This window comes from Phytohabitans flavus (assembly GCF_011764545.1).
GTDB lineage: Bacteria > Actinomycetota > Actinomycetes > Mycobacteriales > Micromonosporaceae > Phytohabitans > Phytohabitans flavus.
The window spans coordinates 6566551-6588384 of record NZ_AP022870.1; the positions used below are offsets into that span (position 1 = coordinate 6566551).

At 71.4% G+C, this 21834-nt stretch carries 20 protein-coding genes, 1 tRNA gene and 6 pseudogenes; 12 read left to right on the plus strand and 15 right to left on the minus strand.

Translation table 11 applies throughout. The features are described from left to right. Positions 1 to 43 precede the first annotated feature (43 nt). The gene (locus Pflav_RS28650; RefSeq protein ID WP_232072036.1) at positions 44 to 991 is read left to right on the plus strand and encodes a hypothetical protein; all 948 of its coding nucleotides are present in this window, start codon (positions 44 to 46) and stop codon (positions 989 to 991) included. On the opposite strand, the gene Pflav_RS28655 is transcribed toward Pflav_RS28650, so the two are convergent. From Pflav_RS28655 to Pflav_RS28670, 4 genes and pseudogenes are all read right to left on the minus strand, one after another. Continuing rightward, positions 981 to 1727, minus strand: coding sequence for an energy-coupling factor ABC transporter ATP-binding protein (locus Pflav_RS28655; RefSeq protein ID WP_173039659.1), 747 nt, complete (start codon positions 1725 to 1727; stop codon positions 981 to 983). The genes Pflav_RS28650 and Pflav_RS28655 overlap by 11 nt on opposite strands. Before the next feature lie 48 nt (positions 1728 to 1775). Beyond that, a pseudogene (gene cbiQ / locus Pflav_RS28660) lies at positions 1776 to 2545 on the minus strand (cobalt ECF transporter T component CbiQ). 2 nt (positions 2546 to 2547) lie between these two features. Next, the gene (locus Pflav_RS28665) at positions 2548 to 2910 is read right to left on the minus strand and encodes a PDGLE domain-containing protein (RefSeq protein WP_173039661.1); all 363 of its coding nucleotides are present in this window, start codon (positions 2908 to 2910) and stop codon (positions 2548 to 2550) included. Further along, entirely contained in the window at positions 2907 to 3617 is a 711-nt protein-coding gene (locus Pflav_RS28670; protein WP_173039663.1) for an energy-coupling factor ABC transporter permease, read from the minus strand. The genes Pflav_RS28665 and Pflav_RS28670 overlap by 4 nt, the downstream gene beginning before the upstream one ends. Positions 3618 to 3724: 107 nt before the next feature. Between Pflav_RS28670 and bcp the strand changes: the two genes are divergently transcribed. From bcp to Pflav_RS28685, 3 genes and pseudogenes are all read left to right on the plus strand, one after another. Further along, entirely contained in the window at positions 3725 to 4168 is a 444-nt protein-coding gene (bcp, locus tag Pflav_RS28675) for a thioredoxin-dependent thiol peroxidase (protein WP_173039665.1), read from the plus strand. A 17-nt stretch (positions 4169 to 4185) separates the two neighbouring features. After that, positions 4186 to 4269, plus strand: a tRNA-Leu gene (locus tag Pflav_RS28680). Positions 4270 to 4321: 52 nt separating this feature from the next. After that, positions 4322 to 4839 (plus strand): annotated as a pseudogene (locus Pflav_RS28685) (N-acetyltransferase family protein). Here the strand turns inward: Pflav_RS28685 and Pflav_RS28690 are convergent. Together Pflav_RS28690 and Pflav_RS46380 are read right to left on the minus strand one after the other, a co-directional pair. Next, on the minus strand, positions 4836 to 5522 hold the full coding sequence (locus tag Pflav_RS28690; protein WP_232072038.1) for an expansin EXLX1 family cellulose-binding protein: 687 nt from the start codon (positions 5520 to 5522) through the stop codon (positions 4836 to 4838). The pseudogene Pflav_RS28685 and the gene Pflav_RS28690 sit on opposite strands and share 4 nt — an antisense overlap. Further along, entirely contained in the window at positions 5519 to 5743 is a 225-nt protein-coding gene (locus Pflav_RS46380) for a hypothetical protein (RefSeq protein WP_232072040.1), read from the minus strand. The genes Pflav_RS28690 and Pflav_RS46380 overlap by 4 nt, the downstream gene beginning before the upstream one ends. A 65-nt stretch (positions 5744 to 5808) precedes the next feature. On the opposite strand from Pflav_RS46380, the pseudogene Pflav_RS28695 reads away from it, so the two are divergent. The 7 genes and pseudogenes from Pflav_RS28695 to Pflav_RS28725 all read left to right on the plus strand — a co-directional run bounded on the left by Pflav_RS28695 (position 5809) and on the right by Pflav_RS28725 (position 14004). Further along, positions 5809 to 6644 (plus strand): annotated as a pseudogene (locus Pflav_RS28695) (MurR/RpiR family transcriptional regulator). 9 nt (positions 6645 to 6653) lie between these two features. After that, positions 6654 to 8300: a urocanate hydratase gene (gene hutU / locus Pflav_RS28700; RefSeq protein WP_173039667.1), complete on the plus strand. Its 1647-nt coding sequence runs from the start codon at positions 6654 to 6656 to the stop codon at positions 8298 to 8300. Then, the gene (locus Pflav_RS28705) at positions 8297 to 9457 is read left to right on the plus strand and encodes an allantoate amidohydrolase (RefSeq protein WP_173039669.1); all 1161 of its coding nucleotides are present in this window, start codon (positions 8297 to 8299) and stop codon (positions 9455 to 9457) included. Before hutU ends, Pflav_RS28705 begins: the two co-directional genes overlap by 4 nt. Further along, positions 9454 to 10754: pseudogene (locus Pflav_RS28710) on the plus strand (formimidoylglutamate deiminase). The gene Pflav_RS28705 and the pseudogene Pflav_RS28710 overlap by 4 nt, the downstream one beginning before the upstream one ends. Further along, a complete protein-coding gene (hutI, locus tag Pflav_RS28715) occupies positions 10751 to 11917 on the plus strand; it encodes an imidazolonepropionase (protein WP_173039670.1) in 1167 nt (388 codons plus the stop codon). Before Pflav_RS28710 ends, hutI begins: the two are co-directional and overlap by 4 nt. After that, positions 11914 to 13449, plus strand: coding sequence for a histidine ammonia-lyase (gene hutH / locus Pflav_RS28720; protein ID WP_173039672.1), 1536 nt, complete (start codon positions 11914 to 11916; stop codon positions 13447 to 13449). Before hutI ends, hutH begins: the two co-directional genes overlap by 4 nt. Before the next feature lie 45 nt (positions 13450 to 13494). Then, the gene (locus Pflav_RS28725; RefSeq protein WP_269474552.1) at positions 13495 to 14004 is read left to right on the plus strand and encodes a GtrA family protein; all 510 of its coding nucleotides are present in this window, start codon (positions 13495 to 13497) and stop codon (positions 14002 to 14004) included. On the opposite strand, the gene rdgB is transcribed toward Pflav_RS28725, so the two are convergent. The 6 genes and pseudogenes from rdgB to Pflav_RS28755 all read right to left on the minus strand — a co-directional run bounded on the left by rdgB (position 13931) and on the right by Pflav_RS28755 (position 19436). Continuing rightward, a complete protein-coding gene (gene rdgB / locus Pflav_RS28730; RefSeq protein WP_173039675.1) occupies positions 13931 to 14587 on the minus strand; it encodes an RdgB/HAM1 family non-canonical purine NTP pyrophosphatase in 657 nt (218 codons plus the stop codon). The two genes, Pflav_RS28725 and rdgB, sit on opposite strands and share 74 nt — an antisense overlap. Continuing rightward, entirely contained in the window at positions 14584 to 15309 is a 726-nt protein-coding gene (gene rph, locus Pflav_RS28735; RefSeq protein ID WP_173039676.1) for a ribonuclease PH, read from the minus strand. The genes rdgB and rph overlap by 4 nt, the downstream gene beginning before the upstream one ends. Before the next feature lie 54 nt (positions 15310 to 15363). After that, positions 15364 to 16227: an SGNH/GDSL hydrolase family protein gene (locus Pflav_RS28740; RefSeq protein ID WP_173039677.1), complete on the minus strand. Its 864-nt coding sequence runs from the start codon at positions 16225 to 16227 to the stop codon at positions 15364 to 15366. After that, positions 16221 to 17354, minus strand: coding sequence for a glycosyltransferase (locus tag Pflav_RS28745; protein WP_197938781.1), 1134 nt, complete (start codon positions 17352 to 17354; stop codon positions 16221 to 16223). The genes Pflav_RS28740 and Pflav_RS28745 overlap by 7 nt, the downstream gene beginning before the upstream one ends. Before the next feature lie 118 nt (positions 17355 to 17472). After that, positions 17473 to 18615, minus strand: a complete 1143-nt coding sequence (locus tag Pflav_RS28750) for a glycosyltransferase family 4 protein (protein WP_173039679.1) — start codon at positions 18613 to 18615, stop codon at positions 17473 to 17475. A 75-nt stretch (positions 18616 to 18690) separates the two neighbouring features. Then, positions 18691 to 19436: pseudogene (locus Pflav_RS28755) on the minus strand (MBL fold metallo-hydrolase). 226 nt (positions 19437 to 19662) lie between these two features. Here Pflav_RS28755 and Pflav_RS28760 point away from each other — a divergent pair. Then, positions 19663 to 19884 (plus strand): hypothetical protein, encoded by a 222-nt coding sequence (locus tag Pflav_RS28760; RefSeq protein WP_173039681.1) that lies wholly within the window; start codon positions 19663 to 19665, stop codon positions 19882 to 19884. A 67-nt stretch (positions 19885 to 19951) separates the two neighbouring features. Here Pflav_RS28760 and Pflav_RS28765 read toward each other — a convergent pair. The 3 genes and pseudogenes from Pflav_RS28765 to Pflav_RS28775 form a co-directional block, all read right to left on the minus strand. Continuing rightward, a pseudogene (locus Pflav_RS28765) lies at positions 19952 to 20916 on the minus strand (PLP-dependent cysteine synthase family protein). Positions 20917 to 20926: 10 nt separating this feature from the next. Further along, the gene (locus tag Pflav_RS28770) at positions 20927 to 21247 is read right to left on the minus strand and encodes a MoaD family protein (protein WP_173039682.1); all 321 of its coding nucleotides are present in this window, start codon (positions 21245 to 21247) and stop codon (positions 20927 to 20929) included. A 50-nt stretch (positions 21248 to 21297) separates the two neighbouring features. After that, on the minus strand, positions 21298 to 21795 hold the full coding sequence (locus Pflav_RS28775) for a M67 family metallopeptidase (protein WP_173039683.1): 498 nt from the start codon (positions 21793 to 21795) through the stop codon (positions 21298 to 21300). Between the last annotated feature and the right edge of the window lie 39 nt (positions 21796 to 21834).

The following is a 21834-nucleotide window of genomic DNA, read 5'->3' on the forward strand; positions in this document are numbered from 1 at the left end:
CGCGCACGGGGGCGACGCCCCGGACGCCACCAACTACCGCACGGTGGTCACGTCCGCGCCGCCGATGGAGGGGCTGACGGTACGGGCCGTCGAGGCGGGCGCCCGGCTGGAGCTCGACAACCGCACGGGCCGCACGCTCGAGGTGCTCGGCTACGACGGCGAGCCCTACCTGGAGGTACGCCCCGACGGGGTGTACGAGAACACGCGCTCCCCCGCCACGTACCTCAACGAGACGCTGGCCGGTGACGCCGAGCCGCCGCCGACCGCCGACCCGACCCAGCCGCCGGAGTGGCGGCGCGCCTCGGACGAGCCGGTGGCCCGCTGGCACGACCACCGCACGCACTGGATGAGCGCGGAGCCGCCGCCGGCCGTGCGCGCCGACCCCCGCCAGGAGCAGCGGGTACGCGACTGGGTCGTGCCGCTGCGCGACGGCGTGTCCACGATGGAGGTACGCGGCACGCTCGACTGGGTGCCGCCGCCGAGCCCCGGCGTGTGGTGGGCGTTCGTCATCATCGTCGGCGCCGCCGTGGCCGCGCTCGGGCTGTGGTCGCGGGCCCTGCCGGTGCTGGCCGGGCTGGCCGTCGCGCTGGGCCCGCTCGCCATCGGGTACGCGGTCGCCCGCGAGGTCGACGCCGGCACCACCGGGGTCGGCCGCGTGCTGGTGGGGCTGCTGGTCGGTCAGGTGTGGCCGGTCGCCACCGCGCTGGCCGTGATCGCCGCCGGCGTGTACGCGTTCCGCCGCCGGCCGGCCGCCGACTTCGCGCTCGCCATGGCCGGCACCTGCGTGGCCGTCTTCGCCGGTGCCGCCAACGCGGCGGTGTTCGCCCGCGGTGTGGTACCCGTGCCATGGTCGCCAGGGCTCGCCCGGCTGGTGATCCTCGCGGTGATCGCGGTCGGCGGAGGCATGGCGGTGGCGGCCGCCCTGCGCATGCGCGAGGCGGCGCGTGCGGCAGCACCTGAGCCGGAGCAGGAAGAGCCGGCTACCTCGTAACCGCGAAACCGTACGGCAGCTCCAGCCGGTGCCGGGCGAGCAGCTCGGAGTCGGTCAGCAGCTCACGCGTGGGCGCGTCGGCCACGATCCGCCCCTCGTCGAGGATCACCGAGCGATCGCAGAGCTCCAGCGCGTACGGCAGGTCGTGGGTGACCATCAGCAGCGTCACCGGCAGCGACCGCAGGATCTCGGCCAGCTCGCGCCGGGCCGCCGGGTCGAGGTTGGACGACGGCTCGTCGAGCACCAGGATCTCCGGGCGCATCGAGAGCACCGTCGCCACCGCGACCCGCCGTCGCTGCCCGAACGAGAGGTGGTGCGGCGCCCGGTCGCGGTGCTCGCTCATCCCGACCGCGGCCAGCGCCTCGTCGACCCGGGCGGTCAGCTCGGCGCCGCGCAGCCCCAGGTTGGCCGGACCGAACGCGACGTCCTCGCCGACCGTGGGCAGGAAGAGCTGGTCGTCGGGGTCCTGGAAGACGATGCCGACGCGCCGGCGGATCTCCGCCAGCGTGCCGCGGTCGCGGTCGACGGTCAGTCCGCCGACCGCGACCGTTCCCCCACCAGCGGTAAGAATGCCGTTCAGGTGCAGGACCAGCGTGGTCTTGCCGGCCCCGTTGGGGCCGAGCAGCGCCACCCGCTCGCCCCGGCCTATCGAGAGGTCGACCCCGCGCAAAGCCACGTGCCCGTCGGGGTACGCATACTCGACTCCACGCACGTCCAGCGAGAGTGGTTCAGTCATCGGGGCCCCGGGGAGATCTGGAGCGCGGCGGACGATCTTCTTGAGTGATCATCCCAGGATCACCGCGGTCCCCGCGATCGCTGCTGCCGCCACCGGCAGGGTAGCGGCAGCCAGCCACTGGCCCCGGGTGGCCGCCCCGACCGCGAGCCAGGCGGCGGGCATCCGCCCCTCGTATCCGCGGGCCACCATCGCCAGGTAGACCCGCTCGCCCCGCTCGAACGCGCGCAGGAAGAGCGCGCCCACTCCGGTGGCGAAGCCGCGCAGCTGCCACAGGAAGCGCGGGTCGTCCCCCGCGAGATCCGCGCGATCCGCATCCGGCGGGCCTCGCCGCCGAGTACGGCCAGGTAGCGGAGCATGAACGTGGCGATCTGCGTGATGATCTGCGGGCAGCGCAGCCGGTCCAGGCCGACGATCAGGTCACGCGTCGTCGTGGTCGCTGCCAGGATCAGCGACAGGAGTACGCCGAGCGTGCCCTTGGCCAGGATGTTGAAGCCGCCGTACAGGCCGTCGCGGGACAGCTCCAGCCCGAGGAACGTGACCTTCTCGCCGGCCGCGATGAACGGCAGCGCGACCGCGAGCAGTACGAACGGCACCTCCACCAGCGAACGTTTGGCGAGCCAGCCGGGCGGCACCCGCCCGATCGCGGCGAGGATCGCGACAAGTACGGCGTACCCCGCGAAGGCCCAGAGAGCCTCGCGCGGGGTGATCACCACTACCACGGTCGCGGAGACCATCGCCGCGATCTTCACTTCGGGCGGGAGCCGGTGCAGCGGGGTGTCCCGGTCCAGGTGGAGGACGTGCGCGTGGCCGGCGCCCACGCCTAGCCCTTCCGCTCCCCGGCCTCGGCCGGGGAGCGGCGGCCGCGGGCCAGCCAGAAGAGGCCGCCCCCGATCGCGAAGGTCAGCAGCACGCCCGCCACGCCGGCGAGGCCGGTCGAGACGTACGCGTTGTCGATGCCGCTGATCCCGTAGTCGGCGAACGGGCTGTCCGCCGTCTCGCTGTCCTTCGCGTTCTGCGCCATGCACGAGCCGCCGGTGATCTCGTCGTTTTCGTCGACCGTGCAACCCTTGGTGGAGGCCGAGTCGAGCCCGTCCGGCGAGCCGGATGCGAAGTTGCTCACCACGCCGGCGAGCAGCAGCGCCACCAGCAGGCCGCCGAGGATGAACCAGGTCGTCTTCTTCACGCCGCCACCCCTTGCGCGGTCGCCGGCTGAACCCGCTTGAGGCCGCGCAACGCGTACACGAGATCGGGCCTTGTCTTTGCCACGGTCATGACGGTGACGGCCGCGATCAGGCCCTCACCGATGCCGATGAGGATGTGCGTGCCGGCCATGATGCCGGCGACAGAGCCGAGGCCGTAGTGCTCGAGCTCCGTGGTGCCGCCGAGCGCGTACTGGAGCACGAAGCTCTGCGACGCGGCGACGACCGCGACCACCGACGCGACGAACGCGGTGATTCCGAGCCCCGCCGGCGTACGCGGCAGCACCCGCAGGAGCAGGAAGATCAGCAGGTACGCGACCGCGGTGCCGACGAGCGCCATGTTGGTGACGTTGGCGCCGAGCGCGGTGACCCCGCCGTCGGCGAAGACCAGCGCCTGGACGATCAGCACGACCGACACGCACAGCGCGCCCACCCAGGGGCCGACCAGCAGCGCGGCCATCGCGCCGCCGAGGAGGTGGCCGCTGACGCCTGGCAGTACCGGGAAGTTGAGCATCTGCACGGCGAAGATGAACGCCGCGACAAGGCCCGCCATCGGCGCGAGCCGGTCGTCGAGGTCACGCCGGCCGCGCGAGACGCAGTACGCGAGCGCCACGAGGGCGATCACTCCGTATATGGCCGATACGGGGCCGTTGAGCACCCCGTTCGAGATGTGGAGCGCGACAGCTTCCATGGTCGGGAGCTTATTTCCGCTCCTGCTTTCTTGCCAAGACCTGGCAATAAGCCATGTTCCGGTAGTGTTCGGGACATGACCGAGACATCTCGCCTTGCCCCGGTGACATGGCACCGGACTTCGCACTAACCACCGACACCGGCGAGACGCTCTCCCTCAAGGAGCTGCGCGGTCGCAAGGTCGTGCTGTACGCGTACCCGGCCGCGATGACGCCCGGCTGCACCAAGCAGGCGTGTGACTTCCGCGACTCGCTGGCCTCACTCCAGGCCGCTGGATACGAGGTGGTCGGCATCTCGCCGGACAAGCCGGCCAAGCTGGCGCAGTTCCGCGAGCGGGACGCGTTGACCTTCCCGCTGGTGTCTGACCAGGACAAATCGGTGCTGACGGCGTACGGGGCATACGGGGAGAAGCAGCTCTACGGCAAGACCGTCACCGGCGTGATCCGGTCGACGTTCGTCCTCGACGAGGAGGGCCGCGTCGAGCGGGCGCTCTACAACGTCAAGGCCACCGGCCACGTCGCCAAGCTCCGCAAGGACCTGGGGCTGGACTGAGTAGACTCCTTCCCGTTGCGGGAGTGGCGTAATTGGCAGCCGCGTCAGGTTTAGGTCCTGGTGTCCGAGAGGACGTAGGGGTTCGAGTCCCCTCTCCCGCACTGGATCTCACCAGTAAACCGGCCGTTCGTAGATGACCGGCAGGATGAGGGTATGGCGATCCGGTTCGAGCTTGACCCTGCCCTGACGTCCGCCCTGCGGGAGGCGGTCGTGTCACTCTGGACGGACGTGACCAACGCGGGCGGTGCGGTCGGCTTCGTGGATCCGGTCGCGCGTGACGAGGTGCTCCCCACGGCCGATGCCGCCTTCGCGGCGATCGACGACGGGCTGGATCGGCTGCTCGCCGGGTACGAGGGCGAGCGGCTCGTGGCGATGCTGATCTTCGTGGACAACCGGTTCGTGCTGAAGGACCACTGGTGCACGCTCAAGCGCGTGATGGTCCACCCCGACTGCCAGGGGCGGGGTACGGTGTCGCGCTCATGCGGGAGGCCGAGCGGCTGGCGCGGCAGCTCGGGCGGGAGGCGCTGCACGTCACCGTGCGAGGCGGGCTCGGGCTGGAACGGTTCTACGCCGCCCTCGGGTACAAGGAGGTCGGCCGGCTGCCCGGAGCGCTGCGGGTAGGTCCCGGCGACGACCGCGACGAGACCCTGATGTGGCTACCACTGCGTTAGCAGCTAGCGGCAGCGCGTCCGAGCTGCTGGTCCACGACGGCGGCCGCGGGGGCGAGTGACGGCGGCGCCTCGGTCGTGGCCTTCGGTGAGGGCGAGGCCGACGGCTTGCGCGCCGGCGTCGGTGTGGGCTTGGACACGGGCTTGGCCGCGCCCGCGCCGTACAGCCGGACGTTCGTCTTCTGCACCTGCTCCGGGGCCATCTTGATGCCCGTGGCGGTGGCCTGCTGGCCGTACACGTCAGTGACCCGGATCGTGTACGGGCCGGGGCCGAGCCCGCTCTCGTAGATCCAGTAGTTGTAGTCGGCGCGTTCAGTCGCCCGCCATGCCGAGCCGGAGCGGACCTCGACCGAGCGGAGCGGGTTGCCGTGGTTGGCGACAAGCACGGCGAACCAGTACCGGGACGCGCCCTCCTTGATCCGGAAGCTGAGCGGGCCGGGCACGGTCGGGTTTGTGGCGGCCTTGTACGAGACCGACACCACCCCGTCGACCGGGTTGGCGATCTTCGCGAACGCCTCCTTGCTCAGGTCGAGGTGGCCAGGCTCGCACTCGGGACACTGGTCCATGATCAAGACACGGACCTTGCCTTTGGGGCCGGTGACGTCCAGGTAGCCGCCGCAGGCCGCCCCTGCGGAGTACTCCGACGGGCCGAGCGCGACATAAAGGTGGTCGTCCGGGGCACTCACGAGCGAACAGTTGCCGCCCGCACCCCGGAGTCGTAGAAGGTCGCCTTGCCACGGTGGACGGTGTTGCCGGTAGGCGGAGCCGCGCAGGCCGGCGACGGACCCGAGCGCAGGGTCAGCACAGCGGCTGTCACGGCCGCGAGTAGGACCGCGACCCCGACGAAGACCCAGCGGCGACCGACAAGCACCGCCAGATGCTGCCGGACCGCGGTGCCCCAGGGCAACGGCTCTAAGCGAGACCTAAGCCAAGGGCATTGCCAGTGAATGAGTTCATGCATAGAGTCAGGCTGTGAATGACACCGACGGCGTAGTCGGGCTGTTTCAAGGCGTCCGGCTCACCCCGACGCAGCGGCGCATCGCGCACAGCCTGGTGCAGCACGCGTCCTCGGCGGCATTCCTCTCGGCGGCCGAGGTGGCCGACCTTGCCCGGGTGAGCCAGCCGTCCGTAACCAGGTTCGCGATGGCCCTCGGCTATGACGGCTTCCCCGCGCTGCGCCGCCGGCTGCGCGAGCTCACCGGCAACGGCGCTGTGGCCGCACCCCCCGAGGCCGGCAGCGAGGTGCAGCAGGCCGTGCGCGGCGAGATGCGCCACCTCGACCGCTTGGCCGTCCAGCTCGCCGACCACGCAAAGCTCACCGCCGCGGGCGCGCTGCTCGCCGCGAGCCGCCCCTGCCGGTGCTCGGCCTGCGCGCCGCCGCGCCACTTGCCGCCTATTTCGCGTACTTCGCCACCAAGGTCCTGCCCGACGTGCGGGTGCTCGACTCCGGCGGCAGCCTGCTCGACGACCGGCTGGAGCAGGCGCGGTCGGCCGGCGCCACGGCACTGCTCGCGGTAGTGCTCCCCCGCTACCCGCGCGAGTCGCTCGACGCACTGCGCGACGCCCGTGCCGCCGGGTTGTCCACTGTGGTCATCACGGACTCGCCGATGAGCCCCGCGGTCGAGCACGCCGACGTGGCGCTCACCGCCGCGGTCGGTACCCAACTCGTCTTCGACCTGCACACCGCGCCGATGGCGCTCTCCATGGTCGTGCTCCAGGCGATCTGCGACGCCGCGCCGGGCGACGCGCAGCGGCGGCTGGAGGAGTTCGAGCAGTCCGTCACCCGCCGCCAGATTTTTGTGACCTGAGGGGGAACATTGCCGACCGTCAGAGCCCCACGGGGAGTCGAGCGCACCGCTCGCGGCTGGCCGCAGGAGGCCGCCATGCGGATGCTGATGAACAACCTCGACCCCGACGTGGCCGAGCGCCCCGAAGACCTCGTCGTGTACGGCGGCACCGGCAAAGCCGCGCGGGACTGGCCGTCCTACCACGCGCTGGTGCGTACGCTCGGCACGCTCGGTGACGACGAGACGATGCTGGTGCAGTCGGGGCGACCGGTGGGCGTCTTCCGCACACACGAGTGGGCGCCCCGCGTGCTGATCGCCAACTCCAACCTCGTCGGCGACTGGGCCACCTGGCCCGAGTTCCGCCGGCTGGAGCGGCTCGGCCTGACCATGTACGGGCAGATGACCGCCGGATCCTGGATCTACATCGGCACGCAGGGCATCCTCCAGGGCACGTACGAGACGTTCGCCGCGGTCGCGGCCAAGCGCTTCGGCGGCACGCTGGCCGGCACGCTCACGGTCACCGGCGGCTGCGGTGGGATGGGCGGCGCGCAGCCGCTCGCGGTGACGATGAACGGCGGCTCCTGCCTGATCGTCGACGTCGACCCGACGCGGCTGGCCCGCCGGGTGGCGACGCGGTACCTCGACACGGTCGCAACCTCTTTGGACGAAGCGGTGGCCCTAGCCACGCAGGCCAAGCGCGACCGGAAAGCACTCTCGGTCGGGGTCGTCGGCAATGCCGCGGCCGTCCTGCCCGAGCTGCTCCGCCGCGGCGTCGAGGTCGACATCGTCACCGACCAGACAAGCGCCCACGACCCGCTGAGTTACCTGCCGCTCGACGTCGACTTGGGCGACGCGCCGGACTACGCCGCCAAGAAGCCGGAGGAGTTCACCGACCGCGCCCGCGCCTCGATGGCAAAGCACGTGGAGGCGATGGTCGGCTTCCTCGACGCCGGCGTCGAGGTCTTCGACTACGGCAACTCGATCCGGGGCGAGGCGCAGCTGGGCGGCTACGGGCGCGCGTTCGCGTTCCCCGGCTTCGTACCGGCGTATATCCGGCCGCTCTTCTGCGAAGGCAAGGGACCGTTCCGGTGGGCGGCGCTCTCCGGCGATCCGGCCGACATCGCCGCCACCGACCGCGCGGTGCTGGACCTCTTTCCGGAGAACGAGTCGCTGGCCCGGTGGATCCGGCTGGCCGGCGAGCGGGTGGCGTTCCAGGGGCTGCCGGCCCGGATCTGCTGGCTGGGGTACGGCGAGCGGGACCGCGCCGGCGTCCGCTTCAACGAGATGGTGGCCGACGGCACGCTCAAGGCGCCGATCGTGATCGGGCGTGACCACCTCGACTGCGGTTCGGTCGCCTCGCCCTACCGGGAGACCGAGGGCATGGCCGACGGCTCCGACGCGATCGCCGACTGGCCGCTGCTCAACGCGCTCGTCAACACCGCCTCGGGCGCCTCGTGGGTCTCCATCCACCACGGCGGCGGTGTCGGCATCGGACGGTCGATCCACGCCGGCCAGGTCTGCGTCGCGGACGGCAGCGCGCTCGCCGGCCAGAAGATCGAGCGGGTGCTCACCAACGACCCCGGGATGGGCGTCATCCGCCATGTTGACGCCGGCTACGAGCTGGCCGCGGACGTGGCGGCGGAAAAGGGCGTGCGCGTCCCGATGGGCGAGTCGTGACGGGCTTCAGGGAGCTGTGGGACCAGCTCGCCCCGATCGGTCGCGACCCGGGCAGCGGCGGCTACCTGCGGTACGCGTGGGAGCCGGCCGAGCTGGCCTGCCGCGACTGGTTCCGGGCGCAGGCGGACGCGCGGGACATGCCCGTGGAGGAGGACGGCAACGGCAACCTCGTGGCCTGGCGCGGCGCCGGCGACGGGCCAGCCGTGCTCACCGGCAGCCACTTCGACTCGGTACCGCACGGCGGCGCCTACGACGGTCCACTGGGGATAGTCAGTGCCTTCCTGGCGCTGGACCGGCTGAGCGACAAGCCACGCAAGCGGATCGGCGTCGCCGCCTTCGCCGAGGAGGAGGGCGCCCGCTTCGGGGTGCCGTGCCTCGGCTCCCGGCTGCTGGCCGGCGTGCTCGACCCCGACCGCGCCGCCGCGCTGACCGACCGCGGCGGCAGCACCCTCGCCGAGGCCCTTGGCCGCACGCCAACGGGACGCACAGACCTGCTCGATCGAGTGGGCTGCTTCGTCGAGCTGCACGTCGAGCAGGGCCGGGCGCTGGGCGAGGCCGCCGTAGGCGTCGGGAGCGCGATCTGGCCGCACGGCCGGTGGCGGCTCGACTTCACCGGGGAGGGCAACCACGCCGGTACCACCCTGATGGCCGACCGGCACGACCCGATGCTCACGTTCGCGTACACGGTGCTGGCGGCCAACAAGGAGGCCCGGCTCAGCGGCGCGCACGCCACGATGGGGCGGGTGGCCGTGGAGCCCAACGCGACAAACGCCGTGCCCTCCCTGGTCCGCGGCTGGCTCGACGCGCGCGCCGCACAAAGCGAGACGCTCCAGGCGCTCGTCGAAGCCATCCACAAGCGGGCGGTGGAGCGGGCTACCCGGGACGGCACCGCGGTGTCGCTGACTGAGGAGTCAGTCACACCCGAGGTGGCGTTCGACGGCGGGCTTGTGGCACGGCTCGCCCGCGTGCTGGAGGCGCCAGTGCTGCCGACCGGCGCCGGACACGACGCGGGCGTGCTGTCGGGATACGTGCCCACCGCCATGCTCTTCGTCCGCAACCCGACCGGCGTCTCGCACTCGCCGGCCGAGCAGGCCACGGACGCCGACTGCGAGGCCGGCATCGACGCGCTGGCCCGTGTCCTGGACGAACTGTCATGACGACCTACCACGCGGAGCTGGCCTGGCTGCCCGACGGGCCGGCCGCCGACGTGCTCATCGAGGTGGACGGCGGCCGCTTCTCGGCGGTCGCCCCAGGCGTGTCCCCATCGGCGGGCGCCCCCGGCTGGCGGGGCTCACGCTGCCCGGCCTCGCCAACGCCCACTCGCACGCGTTCCACCGTGCGCTGCGCGGCCGTGTCCAGGGCCGCGGCACGTTCTGGAGCTGGCGGGACATGATGTACCAGGTCGCCGCCCTCCTCACCCCGGACAGCTACCGCGCGCTCGCCCGCGCGGTGTACGCGGAGATGGCCCTGGCCGGCATCACCTGCGTCGGCGAGTTCCACTACCTGCACCACAACACCGGCGGTACCCGCTACGCCGATCCCAACGAGATGTCCGCCGCGCTCGTCGAGGCGGCGGCCGAGGCGGGCATCCGGATCACGCTGCTCGACACCTGCTACCTGACCTCCACAGTGGACGGCAAGCCGCTGGCCGGCGTGCAGGAGCGCTTCGGCGACGGCGACGCGGCGCGGTGGGCGGAGCGGGTGTCCGCGTTCACGCCACCGGCCCACGCGCGAGTGGGTGCGGCAATCCACTCCGTGCGCGCGGTACCGGCCGAGCAGATCCCCACGGTGGTCGAGTGGGCGGCCGCCCGCGGGGCACCGCTGCACGTCCATCTCTCCGAGCAGCGCGCCGAAAACACCGCCTGCCTCGCCCACCACCGCCGTACGCCGACCGAGCTGCTCGCCGACGCGGGTGCGCTCGGGCCGCTCACGACGGCGGTACACGCCACCCACCTCAGCGACTCCGACCGCACCGAGCTCGGCGACACCGATACTGCCGTGTGCCTCTGCCCCACCACCGAGCGCGACCTCGCCGACGGCATCGGCCCGGGGCGGGCGCTCGCCGACACGGGCAGCCCGCTCTGCCTCGGCAGCGACAGCCACGCGGTGATCGACATCTTCGAGGAGGCCCGCGCGGTGGAGATGGACGAGCGGCTGCGCACCGAGCGACGCGGCCACTTCTCCGCCAACGAGCTCGCCCGTGCCGCCACAGTGGCCGGGCACGCCGCGCTCGGCTGGGCCGACGCGGGCGCGATCGCGGTCGGCCAGCGGGCCGATCTGGTGACCGTACGGCTGGACACCGTACGCACCGCCGGCACCGGCCCGCACGGCGCCTTCTTCGCTGCCACCGCCGCCGACGTGGCACACGTCATCGTGGACGGCCGCGAGATAGTCCACGATGGACAGCACCTGCACCTTGACGTGGCACGTGCTCTCGAGGACGCCATCGTATGAACCTCCTCATCGACAACATCGGCGAGCTCGTCACCAACGACCCGGCTCTGGGCCGCGGGCCGCTCGGCATCGTGCGGCGCGCGGCCGTCCTCATCGAGGACGGGATGGTTGCCTGGATCGGCCGTGCGGCCTACGCGCAGCCCGCGGATCGTCGCCTCGACGCCGAGGGCGCGGCCGTGCTGCCGGGCTTCGTGGACAGCCACGCCCACCTCGTCTTCGCTGGCGACCGGGCACCCGAGTTCGCCGCCCGCATGGCCGGCGAGACATACACCGGCGGCGGCATCCGCACCACCGTCGCGGCCACCCGCGCGGCCAGCGACGACGACCTCCGCGAAACCGTCGAGCGCCTGCGCCGCGAGGCGCTGCGGCAGGGCACCACCACGATCGAGATCAAGAGTGGGTACGGGCTAAGCGTCACCGACGAGGCGCGCTCCCTCCGGATCGCCCGCGAGTTCACGGAGGAGACGACGTTCCTCGGCGCCCACGTGGTGCCGAGCGAGTACGTGGACCGCCCGGACGACTACGTGGGCCTGGTGTGCGGGCCGATGCTCCGCGCCGCCGCGCCGCACGCCCGCTGGATCGACGTCTTCTGCGAGCGGGGCGCCTTCGACGCCGACCACTCCCGCGCGATCCTGACCGTCGGGCAGGCGGCCGGCCTCGGCATGCGCGTGCACGCCAACCAGCTCGGGCCCGGCCCGGGCGTGCGGCTCGCGGTCGAGCTGGGCGCGGCCAGCGCGGACCACTGCACGCACCTCAGCGGGTCCGATGTGGACGCTCTGGCCGGCTCGTCGACGGTCGCGACGCTGCTACCGGGTGCCGAGTTCGCCACCCGCTCGGCGTACCCGGACGCGCGCCGCCTCCTCGACGCGCAGGTGACCGTCGCGCTCGCCACCGACTGCAACCCCGGCTCCTCGTACACCACATCCATGCCCTTCTGCATCGCGCTCGCGGTACGCGAGATGGGCATGACCCCCGGGGAGGCGGTCTGGGCCGCCACCGCCGGTGGCGCACAGGCGTTGCGCCGCACGGACGTCGGCGTCCTGCGGCCCGGCGCGAGGGCCGACCTGATCGTGCTCGACGCGCCGTCCCACCTGCACCTGGCCTACCGGCCGGGCGTACCTCTCGTCCGCCACACCGTGCACAATGGAGTGCCTTCGCGATGACCGTCACCGTCCAGCCCACCGGCATCAGCGCGGCCGACGTCGCAGCCGTCGCCCGCGCGCAAGCCCCGGTCCGCCTCGCAGAGTCCACAGTCGACTCGATGGAGCGCAGCCGCGCAATCGTCGACGGCATCGAGCGCGAGGGGCGGCCGGTCTACGGCGTCTCGACCGGCTTCGGCGCGCTCGCCAACACGTTCGTGGCGCCGGAGCGCCGGGCCGAGCTCCAGCACGCGCTGATCCGCTCGCACGCGGCCGGCGTCGGCGAGCCGATGCCGCGCGAGGTCGTCCGGGCGATGATGCTGCTGCGGGTGCGCTCGCTCGCGCTGGGCCGCTCCGGTGTCCGGCCGCTGATCGCCGAGGCGCTCGTCGACCTGCTCAACCACGATGTCACGCCGTGGGTGCCGGAGCACGGCTCGCTCGGCGCCTCCGGCGACCTGGCACCGCTGGCCCACTGCGCGATGGTGCTCCTAGGGGAAGGGTGGGTACTGGACAAGTCGGGCGCCCGGGTCGACGGCGGTGAGGCGCTGCACCGGGCCGGGCTACGGCCGGTCACGCTCTCCTCGAAGGAAGGGCTCGCGCTGATCAACGGCACCGACGGCATGCTCGGCATGCTGCTGCTGGCGATCGAGGACGCCGGGCACCTCTTCACGATGGCCGACCTGACCGCCGCGCTCGCGATCGAGGCGATGCTCGGCACCGACCGCCCGTTCCAGCCGGAACTGCACGCGATCCGCCCGCATCCGGGCCAGGCGATGTCCGCGGCCAACATCCACCGCCTGCTCCAGGACTCCGGGATCATGGACTCGCACCGCAACGACATGGCGCACGCCGTGCAGGACGCGTACTCGATGCGGTGCGCTCCCCAGGTGGCCGGGGCGGCCCGCGACACGCTGGCGTTCGCGGTGCAGGTGGCCGAGCGCGAGCTGGCCAGCGTGGTGGACAACCCGGTGGTGCTGCCGGACGGGCGGGTCGAGTCGACCGGCAATTTCCACGGCGCGCCGCTCGGCTTCGCGGCCGACTTCATGGCGATCGCCGCGGCCGAGGTGGGCGCGATCTCGGAACGCCGGGTGGACCGGCTGCTCGACGTGTGCCGGTCGCGGGAGTTGCCCGCGTTCCTCTCGCCGGACCCGGGCGTCAACTCCGGCCTGATGATCGCCCAGTACACGGCGGCCGGCATCGTCGCGGAAAACCGCCGGCTCGCCTCGCCCGCCTCGGTCGACTCCCTCCCGACCTCGGGGATGCAGGAGGACCATGTCTCGATGGGCTGGGCGGCCACGGTCAAGCTGCGCCGGGTCCTCGACAACCTGACCAGCCTGCTCGCGGTCGAGCTGCTCTCCGCCGTACGCGGCCTCCAGCTCCGCCAGCCGCTGCGTCCGTCGCCGGCCGGCGAGGTCGCGATCGCGGCGGTGGCCGACTTCGCCGGCGAGCCAGGACCGGACATCTTCTTGGCCCCGGTGCTGGAACAGGCCCGCGCCGCGTTACGCGATCGTGCGCTCCTCCGGGCTGTCGAGGCGCGAGTTGGGCCACTTGCCTAGCACCCACAGGACATTTTAAGGTTTGGCCGGCTAGGGTTGGCCTTCGTGAATCCTCGCTGGCGCGGACGCGTCACCGCCCTTTCGCGCCACTCGCTGCCCAGGTTTCTTCTCCTGGCTGGCGTGGGCTTCGCGTTCGACCTCGGGCTGCTGACTCTCCTGCACCACTTCACGTCGCTGCCGAATGCTGCCTCGGTCACGATCGCCTTCTGGGTGACGTATGCGCTCAACTTCGCACTAAACCGGCACATCGCCTTCCGGGCGCACGAGCGCTCGGTCGGGCCGCAGCTGGCCCGTTTCGTGCCGCAGGTGCTCGGCGACTACGTGCTGACGCTCACCGCGGTGCTGGCGCTCCAGGCGATCGGCCTCAACCTGACCGTCGCCCGGATCGTGGCCGGCGGCACAAACCTGATCTTCAACTACGTGCTCTACCGGTGGTGGACGTTCCAGCGCCGAGCACGCACGGCCGCAGAGCCCGAGGCGACTATCGAGGAGTCACTGGGAGAGTCTTCGCGATCACCTTTGCCAGTGCCCGGAAGGCCTTACCACGGTGACTGATCGCGTCCTTCTGCTCGTCGCTCAGCTCCGCGTTCGTCCGGTCCTGCCCGTCTCCTAGGAAGATCGGGTCGTAGCCGAAGCCGCCCTCACCACGCGGCGTGCGGATCAGGCGGCCCGCCTGGCGCCCCTCGACAAGGTGCTCCTTGCCGCCGGGCAGCACCAGCACCGCCGCGCATACGAACGCCGCGCCGCGGTGCTTGTCGGGCACGTCGCCGATCTGGGCCAGCACCAGGTCGAGGTTGGCCTTGTCGTCGCCGTGCCGGCCGGACCAGCGGGCGCTGAAGACGCCGGGCATGCCGGAGAGCGCGTCGACCGCCAGGCCGGAGTCGTCGGCGACCGTCGGCAAGCCGGTGTACCTGACCCCCTCGCGGGCCTTGAGAAGTGCGTTCTCGCCAAAGGTGAGGCCGGTCTCGGGCGCCTCCGGGTACGACGGCACGTCGGCCAGGCCGACCAACTCGACCGCGTGCGCACCGAGCGCCTTGTCCAGGATCCGCTGAAGCTCCAGCAGCTTCTTCGCGTTGCGGGTGGCGAGCAGCAGCTTGGTGCCGGATCCCTGCGAAGCGTTCTCCTGGGGTCCGGTCATGAGAGCGCCGCCTGCTGAAGCTCGGCGAGCTTGCCGCAGCCGGCCACGCCCAGGTCGAGCAGCGCGTCCAGCTGCGCCCGGTCGAACACACCGGACTCGCCGGTCCCCTGCACCTCGACGAAGTCGCCCGCGCCGGTACAGACGATGTTCATGTCGACCTCGGCCGTCACGTCCTCGTCGTAGCAGAGGTCGAGGCGTGGCTGGCCGTTGATCACGCCCACGCTCACCGCGGCCACCGAACGGTGCACGGCGTCGCCCGGCTTGCCGGCCAGCAGCCCGCGCTTGGCCATCCAGGTGACCGCGTCGTGCAGCGCCACATACGCCCCGGTGATCGCCGCCGTACGCGTACCACCGTCGGCTTGGAGCACGTCGCAGTCGAGCACGATCGAGTTTTCACCCAGCGCCTTGAGGTCGATGCAGGCCCGGAGGCTGCGACCGATCAGGCGGGAGATCTCGTGGGTACGCCCGCCGACCCGCCCCTTGATGCTCTCCCGGTCGGAGCGGGTGGTGGTGGCGCGCGGGAGCATCGAGTACTCCGATGTGACCCAGCCGAGCCCAGAGCCCTTGCGCCAGCGCGGCACACCCTCGGTCACGCTCGCGGTGCAGAGCACCCGTGTCGCGCCGAACTCCACGAGGACCGAGCCTTCTGGATGGATGCTCCACTGGCGGGTCAGCGTCACCGGCCGCAATTCGTCGGGCGCGCGCCCGTCCGGTCGTCCCATGGTCACACCTTATGTGCCGGTGCGACCGCTCCTCCGCCGACCCAGACGCGCCTATCAGCTGGGCTTGCCGGTGGTCGCGCCGGCCTGATGCCCATCGCCGAACATCGCCAGCGCCCTCTTGATGTCGGACTGGATCGCCTCGTCCATGTCGTTGGCGATGCCGCGCAGGTCGTACCACCACTCCGCGATCGCCATGCGGGCCAGTGAGGGCACCAGATCGCGCGAGCGGCGGTACAGCCAGGCGCTGCCCTGCGTCGCCATCCAGTGGATGCGGGCGAGGCGGCTGGGCGGCGGGTTGCCCGGCTCGGGGTCTGGGCGGCGGTGGATCGGGCCGCCCTGGGCGGCGACCAGGTCGAAGAACGAGCCGGCCAGCAACCGGTGCCCCCGCTCGCCGGGGTGCAGCCGGTCGACGCTCCACATGCGAGGGTCGTACGCCTCGGGCAGCAGGTTGAGGTCGAGGTGCACGCCGGGCACCCGGGCCGCGACGGCGTGGGTGACCGCGTTGACCGCGGCGATCCGGCGGGACAGCGGCTTGGCCAGCGGTCCCGGCAGCCCGAAGACCTGGCCGGGGTCGGGGAAGCACGCGCTGAGCACGAGCGCACCGGAACGGTGCAGCGACCCGATCGTCTTGTCCATCGAGTTGCCGATGGCGGTCACGTCGAAGCCACGGCGCAGCGTGTCGTTGACCCCCACCAGCACCGCCGCGACGTCCGGCTTGTGTTCGAGGGCCGCCGGCAGCTGGTCGTTGGCCACGTCGGCGGTAAGCGCACCGCTGACCGCCAGATTGTGGAAGGCGACATGCCCGGGCGGCGCCAGACCGTCGGCCAGCAGGGCTGCCCAGCCCCGCCAGCTGCCGTCGGGCATCGGATCACCGAAGCCCGCGGTCGTGGAGTCGCCCAAGGCGACGAAAGTCAACACACCGTGCTCCCCGCTGAGACCTCCGCGCCGTGCGCGCGAAGGAAACCCTCTACCGCGGCGGGCCAGGAGAACTGCTCGGCCCGCGCTCGTGCCGCTGCGCGCCGCACGCTCTCCGGGCGGTCCAGCAGCTGAAGTACGCCTTCCGCGAAGGCCGTGCCGGTGCCTTCCGCCCCGACCCCTGCCGGGCCGACCACCTCGGGAAGGGCGCTCGCAGCGTTGACGACGACCGGGCTGCCGACGGCGAGGGACTCCAGCGCCGCGAGGCCGAACGTCTCCACCGGACCGGGCGCCACCACCACATCGGCGGAGGCGAGCAGGTTGGCCACGTCGTTTCGATCGGCCACGAAGCCGAGAAAGCGGACCGGCAGCCCGGCGGCTCGCTGCTCCAGCGCCTCGCGCCGCGGCCCGTCGCCGACCACCACGAGCACCGCAGGTATGCCAGCGGCCCGCAGCGCGGCGACGGTGTCGACCGCGATCTCCGGGTGCTTTTCACCGGAGAGGCGGCTGCAGTGCACGAGCAGCACCTCGTCGTCCGTCGCGTACTTGGCCCGCACGTCGTGCTCGCGGCGCCTCGGGTGGAACGTGTCCAGGTCGACGCCGAGCGGCACCTCGACGAGGTTTTCCACGCCCAGCCTGCGGAACTCCGCGGCCGCCCACGCGGTGGTGCAGACGATCTTGTCGTACGCCCGCGCGGTGCGCTTGTTGGCCAGGTCGGCGAAGCCCACCCGGATCTGCTCCGGCACGCCCCACACGGTCAGCAGGCCGGCGAGGCTCTCGTGCGACACCATCATCGACGGCACGCCGCGGTCGCGGGCCCACCGCCCGGTCCAGCGCAGCGTCGAGCGGTCGGAGACCTCGATGTAGTCAGGCTCCAAGCGGTCGAGCAGCTTGGTCAGCCGGCGCCGCCCGGTGATCAGCAGGCGGTACCCGCCGCTGCCCGGCACCTCCGGCCCGGGCAGCGTGATCACCCGGCCGTGCGGCGTCATCTCGTCGGACATCTCTGGGCCGGGCACGATCATCACCGGCTCGTGGCCCGCTGCCAGGTAACCCTCACCAAGGCAGCGAAGAGCCGTACGGAGGCCACCGGAACGGGGCATGACAAAGTTCGCCAGGCGAACGATCCTCACCATGCCTCCTAGTTCGCTCGCTCACGCGGCGCTGAAGGCGACGTCTTCCGCCGCCCCGAAACCCAGACTTCGTCGGCGGGGCGGCTCAGTCCAGACGCCGCCGTGCCAGCTCGCTCGCTCACGCTGCCACCCGGACGTGGCGGGTGACTCCGGGGCTCGCCAGGATCGACTCGTAGTGAGCGATCAGCTCGTCCCCGACCGCGCTCCAGGTGCGCCCCTCGACGCCCGCTCGGGCGTTGATGCCGTACTGCCGGCGCAGCTCACCGTCCGTCACCAGCTCGGCGACCGCGCCCGCGAGTGCGTCTTCGTCCTCGGGTGGCACCAGCGTGCCGTTTACCCCTGGCGTCACCAGGTCGACCGGCCCGCCCGCGGAAGGGGCGATCACCGGCAGCCCGCTGGCGAGCGCCTCCTGGATCGTCTGGCCGAACGTCTCGTGCGGTCCGGTGTGCGCGAAGATGTCGAAGCTCGCGAAGAGCCGGGCCAGCTGGGCGCCGTGCCGGGTGCCGAGGAAGACCGCCTTGGGCAGCGCCTTCTCCAGGTCGCGCCGAGCCGGGCCGTCACCCACGATCACCACGCGCACACCGGGCAGCTCGCTGGTCTTGGCGAGCAGGTCCACCCGCTTCTCCGCGGCCAGCCGGCCGACGTACCCGATCAGCACCTCGCCGTTGGGCGCCAGCACCTTACGCACCAGCTCGTTGCGCTTGGCGGGGTCGAACCGCACGACGTCGACGCCTCGCTGCCAGAGCCACACCCGCTGGATCCCGTGCGCGACAAGGTCAGCGGCGGAGCGGGTGGACGGCGCGAGCGTGCGGTCGGCGCCGTTGTGTACTGTCCGCATCCACTTCCACACGGCGGCCTCGCCCCAGCCGACATACGTGCGCGCGTAGGCGGCCACGTCGGTCTGGTACACCGCTAGGCAGGGCATCCGCCGCTGCTGAGCCAGGGCCACACCGCGCGCGCCGAGCAGGAACGGGCAGGCGAGATGGACCATGTCCGGAGCGTGCGACACCAGCGCCTCGGTGAGCTTGGGTCCAGGCAGCCCCAGCCGGAGGCTGCGGTAGCGCGGCAACGGCACGCTCGGCACCCGGATCACGGGGAACGGGTGTGCGCCAGTCAGGCCCCGCGTCGACGAGGCCGGGGCCGGAGCGATCACCAGAGGCGTGTGACCGCGCTTGACCAGGTGCTCAGCGATGCGGACGACGGAGTGCGCGACGCCGTTGACGTCCGGGGGGAACGACTCCGCGATGATCGCTATACGCATGGCCTCACCGTGGGGTTCGCGACGGTGCTTCAGGCTACACCCAACTGACGCATCGGCGAACAGTGGAGCAAACTTTCAGATCTCGTAACGAGATCCAGGTCGAACGATCTCCAGCGGGCCGGTGAAGGCCGCCGATGCGGCGTCCAACGTATCCGCCTCGCTTCCCCACGCCGAAACGAGATGCGTCAGTAATAGCTGGCCAACTCCGGCCTTCGTGGCCACCTCGCCGGCCTCGCCACCGGTCAGGTGCAGGTCTGGTGGGTTGTCCATGCCATCGAGATAGCTCGCTTCACAAAGGAACAGGTCGGCGCCGAGCGCGAGCCGAAGGAGGGCCTCACACGGTGCTGTGTCAGATGAATACGCGAGCACCCGCCCCTTAGACTCCAGCCGCACCCCGTACGTCTCCACCGGATGGTTGACCCGGTCGACGGTGACGGTGAAGGGTCCGATCGGAAACGTGCCCGGCTGAAGGCCGTAGAACGTGTACACGTCGTCCACCGGCCCTCGTCCTGGCTGTACGCCGCCGCGATCCGGTCCGGCGCTCCCGCCGGCGCGTAGACGGGGATGGGCGGCAGCGGGCCGGAGGGGTCGTAGCGCCGCACGACGACGTAGGTACACGCGTCGAGCATGTGGTCGCAGTGCAGATGTGTGAGAAGGATCGCGTCGACGGCATGCAGTCCGGCGTACCGCTGGAGGGCGGTGAGCGAACCTGAACCGAAGTCGATCAGCAGCCGGAAGTCGTCCTCTTCGACGAGGTACGCCGAGCAGGCGGCCTCGGGGCCCGGAAAACTGCCGGCGCAGCCCAGGACCGTCAGTCGCATCCTGCAGTCCCAGTGTCACGCTCGGCTATCGAGAGGCCCTCGGCGGTTGGCCCGAAGATCCTTACCGTCGAGTCTGTCACGGTGCGCAGCCTACGCCGTGACCAGGGCGCGACAGAAAGAACTGATACATCATGTCGCCAAGGTGACATTGCATGTGGGGATCATGGGATTTCTGTAATGCGTCGCGATCACCGTTACGCGGAGTGATACGGCCCCGTTGCACACGGTGAGCCCGGTCCCCAACGCGCGAGGGCTGCTGGCCATGTGGCGAGGCAGCCTGCCGCCCACGTGGTACGAACCATCGTTTATCGCCACGGGTCTGGCCGGTATCGGGCTGACGGTGGGCGCGTTCATGTCCATCCAGCGCCGCCGCCTTCCCTGGATCATGCTGACTCTCGCCACGATCCCTCTGGTTGCCTCGGTGGTGCTTACGGTACGCGCGGTCTAGCCCCCGCGGTGCCCAGGTTGTACCGCACGGACGGGCAGGAAAGCGAGGGCTAGGAGGCAGACGGCCCTTACGCCCAGAGCTGGCCTTCGAGGGCGTCTTCGGCGTCGGCCAGGGTGCCGCCGTACGCACCGGTGGACAGGTACTTCCAGCCGGCGTCGGCGACCAAGAACGCCACGTCCGCGCGGCGGCCGGCCTTGACCGCCTCGTGCGCCACCGCCAGCGCGGCGTGCAGCACCGCACCGGTGGAGAAGCCCACGAACAAGCCCTCGACCTCGACAAGCTGCCGGGTGCGGAGCACGGCGTCCCGGGTGCCGACCGAGAAGCGGCGGGTCAGCACGGTCGCGTCGTACAGCTCCGGGACGTAGCCCTCGTCGATGTTGCGCAGGCCGTAGACAAGCTCGCCGTAGCGAGGCTCGGCGGCCACGATGTCGATGCTCTCGACCTTCTCCCGCAGGTACCGCCCGGTGCCCATCAGCGTGCCGGTGGTGCCCAGCCCGGCGACGAAGTGGGTGATCGATGGCAGGTCGCGCAGCAGCTCCGGACCGGTGGTCTCGTAGTGGGCGCGGGCGTTGGCCTCGTTTCCGTACTGGAAGAGCATGACCCAGTCGGGGTGCTCGGCCGCGATCTGCTTGGCCGTGGCCACCGCCTGGTTGGAGCCCCCGCCGCCGGCGAGAAGATGATCTCAGCGCCATACATGCGGAGCAGCTGGATCCGCTCGGTGGAGACGTTTTCCGGCATCACGCAGACCAGCCGGTAGCCCCGCAGCTTGGCCACCATGGCCAGCGAGATGCCGGTGTTGCCGCTCGTGGGCTCCAGGATCGTGTCGCCCGGCCGGAGGCGGCCCGCCTCCTCGGCGGCACGCACCATGAAGAGCGCCGCACGGTCCTTGACCGAGCCGGTCGGATTGCGATCTTCGAGCTTTGCCCACAGGCGCACCGGTGGCGCCCCTTCGGGCACCACCGGCGACAGCCGGGGCAGGCCGACCAGTGGGGTACCCCCACACGCGTCCAGCAGGCTGTCGTATCGCGCCATCGCGCGCCGCCTAAAGGTTGTTGCCGAGAATCGCGGCGGCGGCCGCGAACCCGAACGCGCCACCGGCCACGGCCGGCAGGATGGTCACGGTGTCGCCGTCGGACAGCTTGGTGTCCAGCGCGCCGAGGAAGCGGACGTCCTCGTCGTTGACATACACATTCACGAACCGGTGCAGGCCACCCTCTTCGGTGACGAGCCGGCCGCGCAGGCCGGAGTGGCGCGAGTCAAGGTCGGACAGGAGATCGGTGAGCGTGTCTCCACTGCCCTCGACGACCTTCGCGCCGCCGGTGTAGCTGCGCAGGATGGTGGGGATGCGAACCTCGATGGCCATGACAGGAAACTCCTCGGAAAAGATCGACAACGGTTGACGGCGACGAGTGCTCAGCGATCGGAACACTCGTAGTCGACCGTTGCCGGGCTCTGCCCGAACATGTACGTCTGGACGGCGTGCGGATCCACGGTCGCATCAACGATCCGGACGGGCTCCTCGGTTACGGCGCCGTCCACGATGCGGAACGAGCGGATCTCCTCGACCGCCGGGTCGCGAGTGGAGACAAGCACGTAGTGCGCATTCGGCTCGCCGAGGGCCAAGGCGATCCCGCTGTCGCTGCGGGACGGGTATGCCTCGGTCGCGGTATGGGAGTGGTAGACGACCACCGGCTCCTCGTCGTGATCGTCCATCTCCCGCCACACCCGCAGCTGCTCCATCGAGTCGAGCTCGTAGAACGTCATCGAGCGGGCCGCGTTTTGCATCGGGATGTGCCGGACCGGCTTGTCGCTGCTAACCGGGCCCGCGACGACGCCGCACGCCTCGTCCGGGTGGTCCCGGCGGGCGTGGGCGAGGATCGCGTCGACGATCGCCCGGTCGATGGTCAGCACGACCACAGCCTACCTTGCGTGGCAGCCGTCAATCCGTGA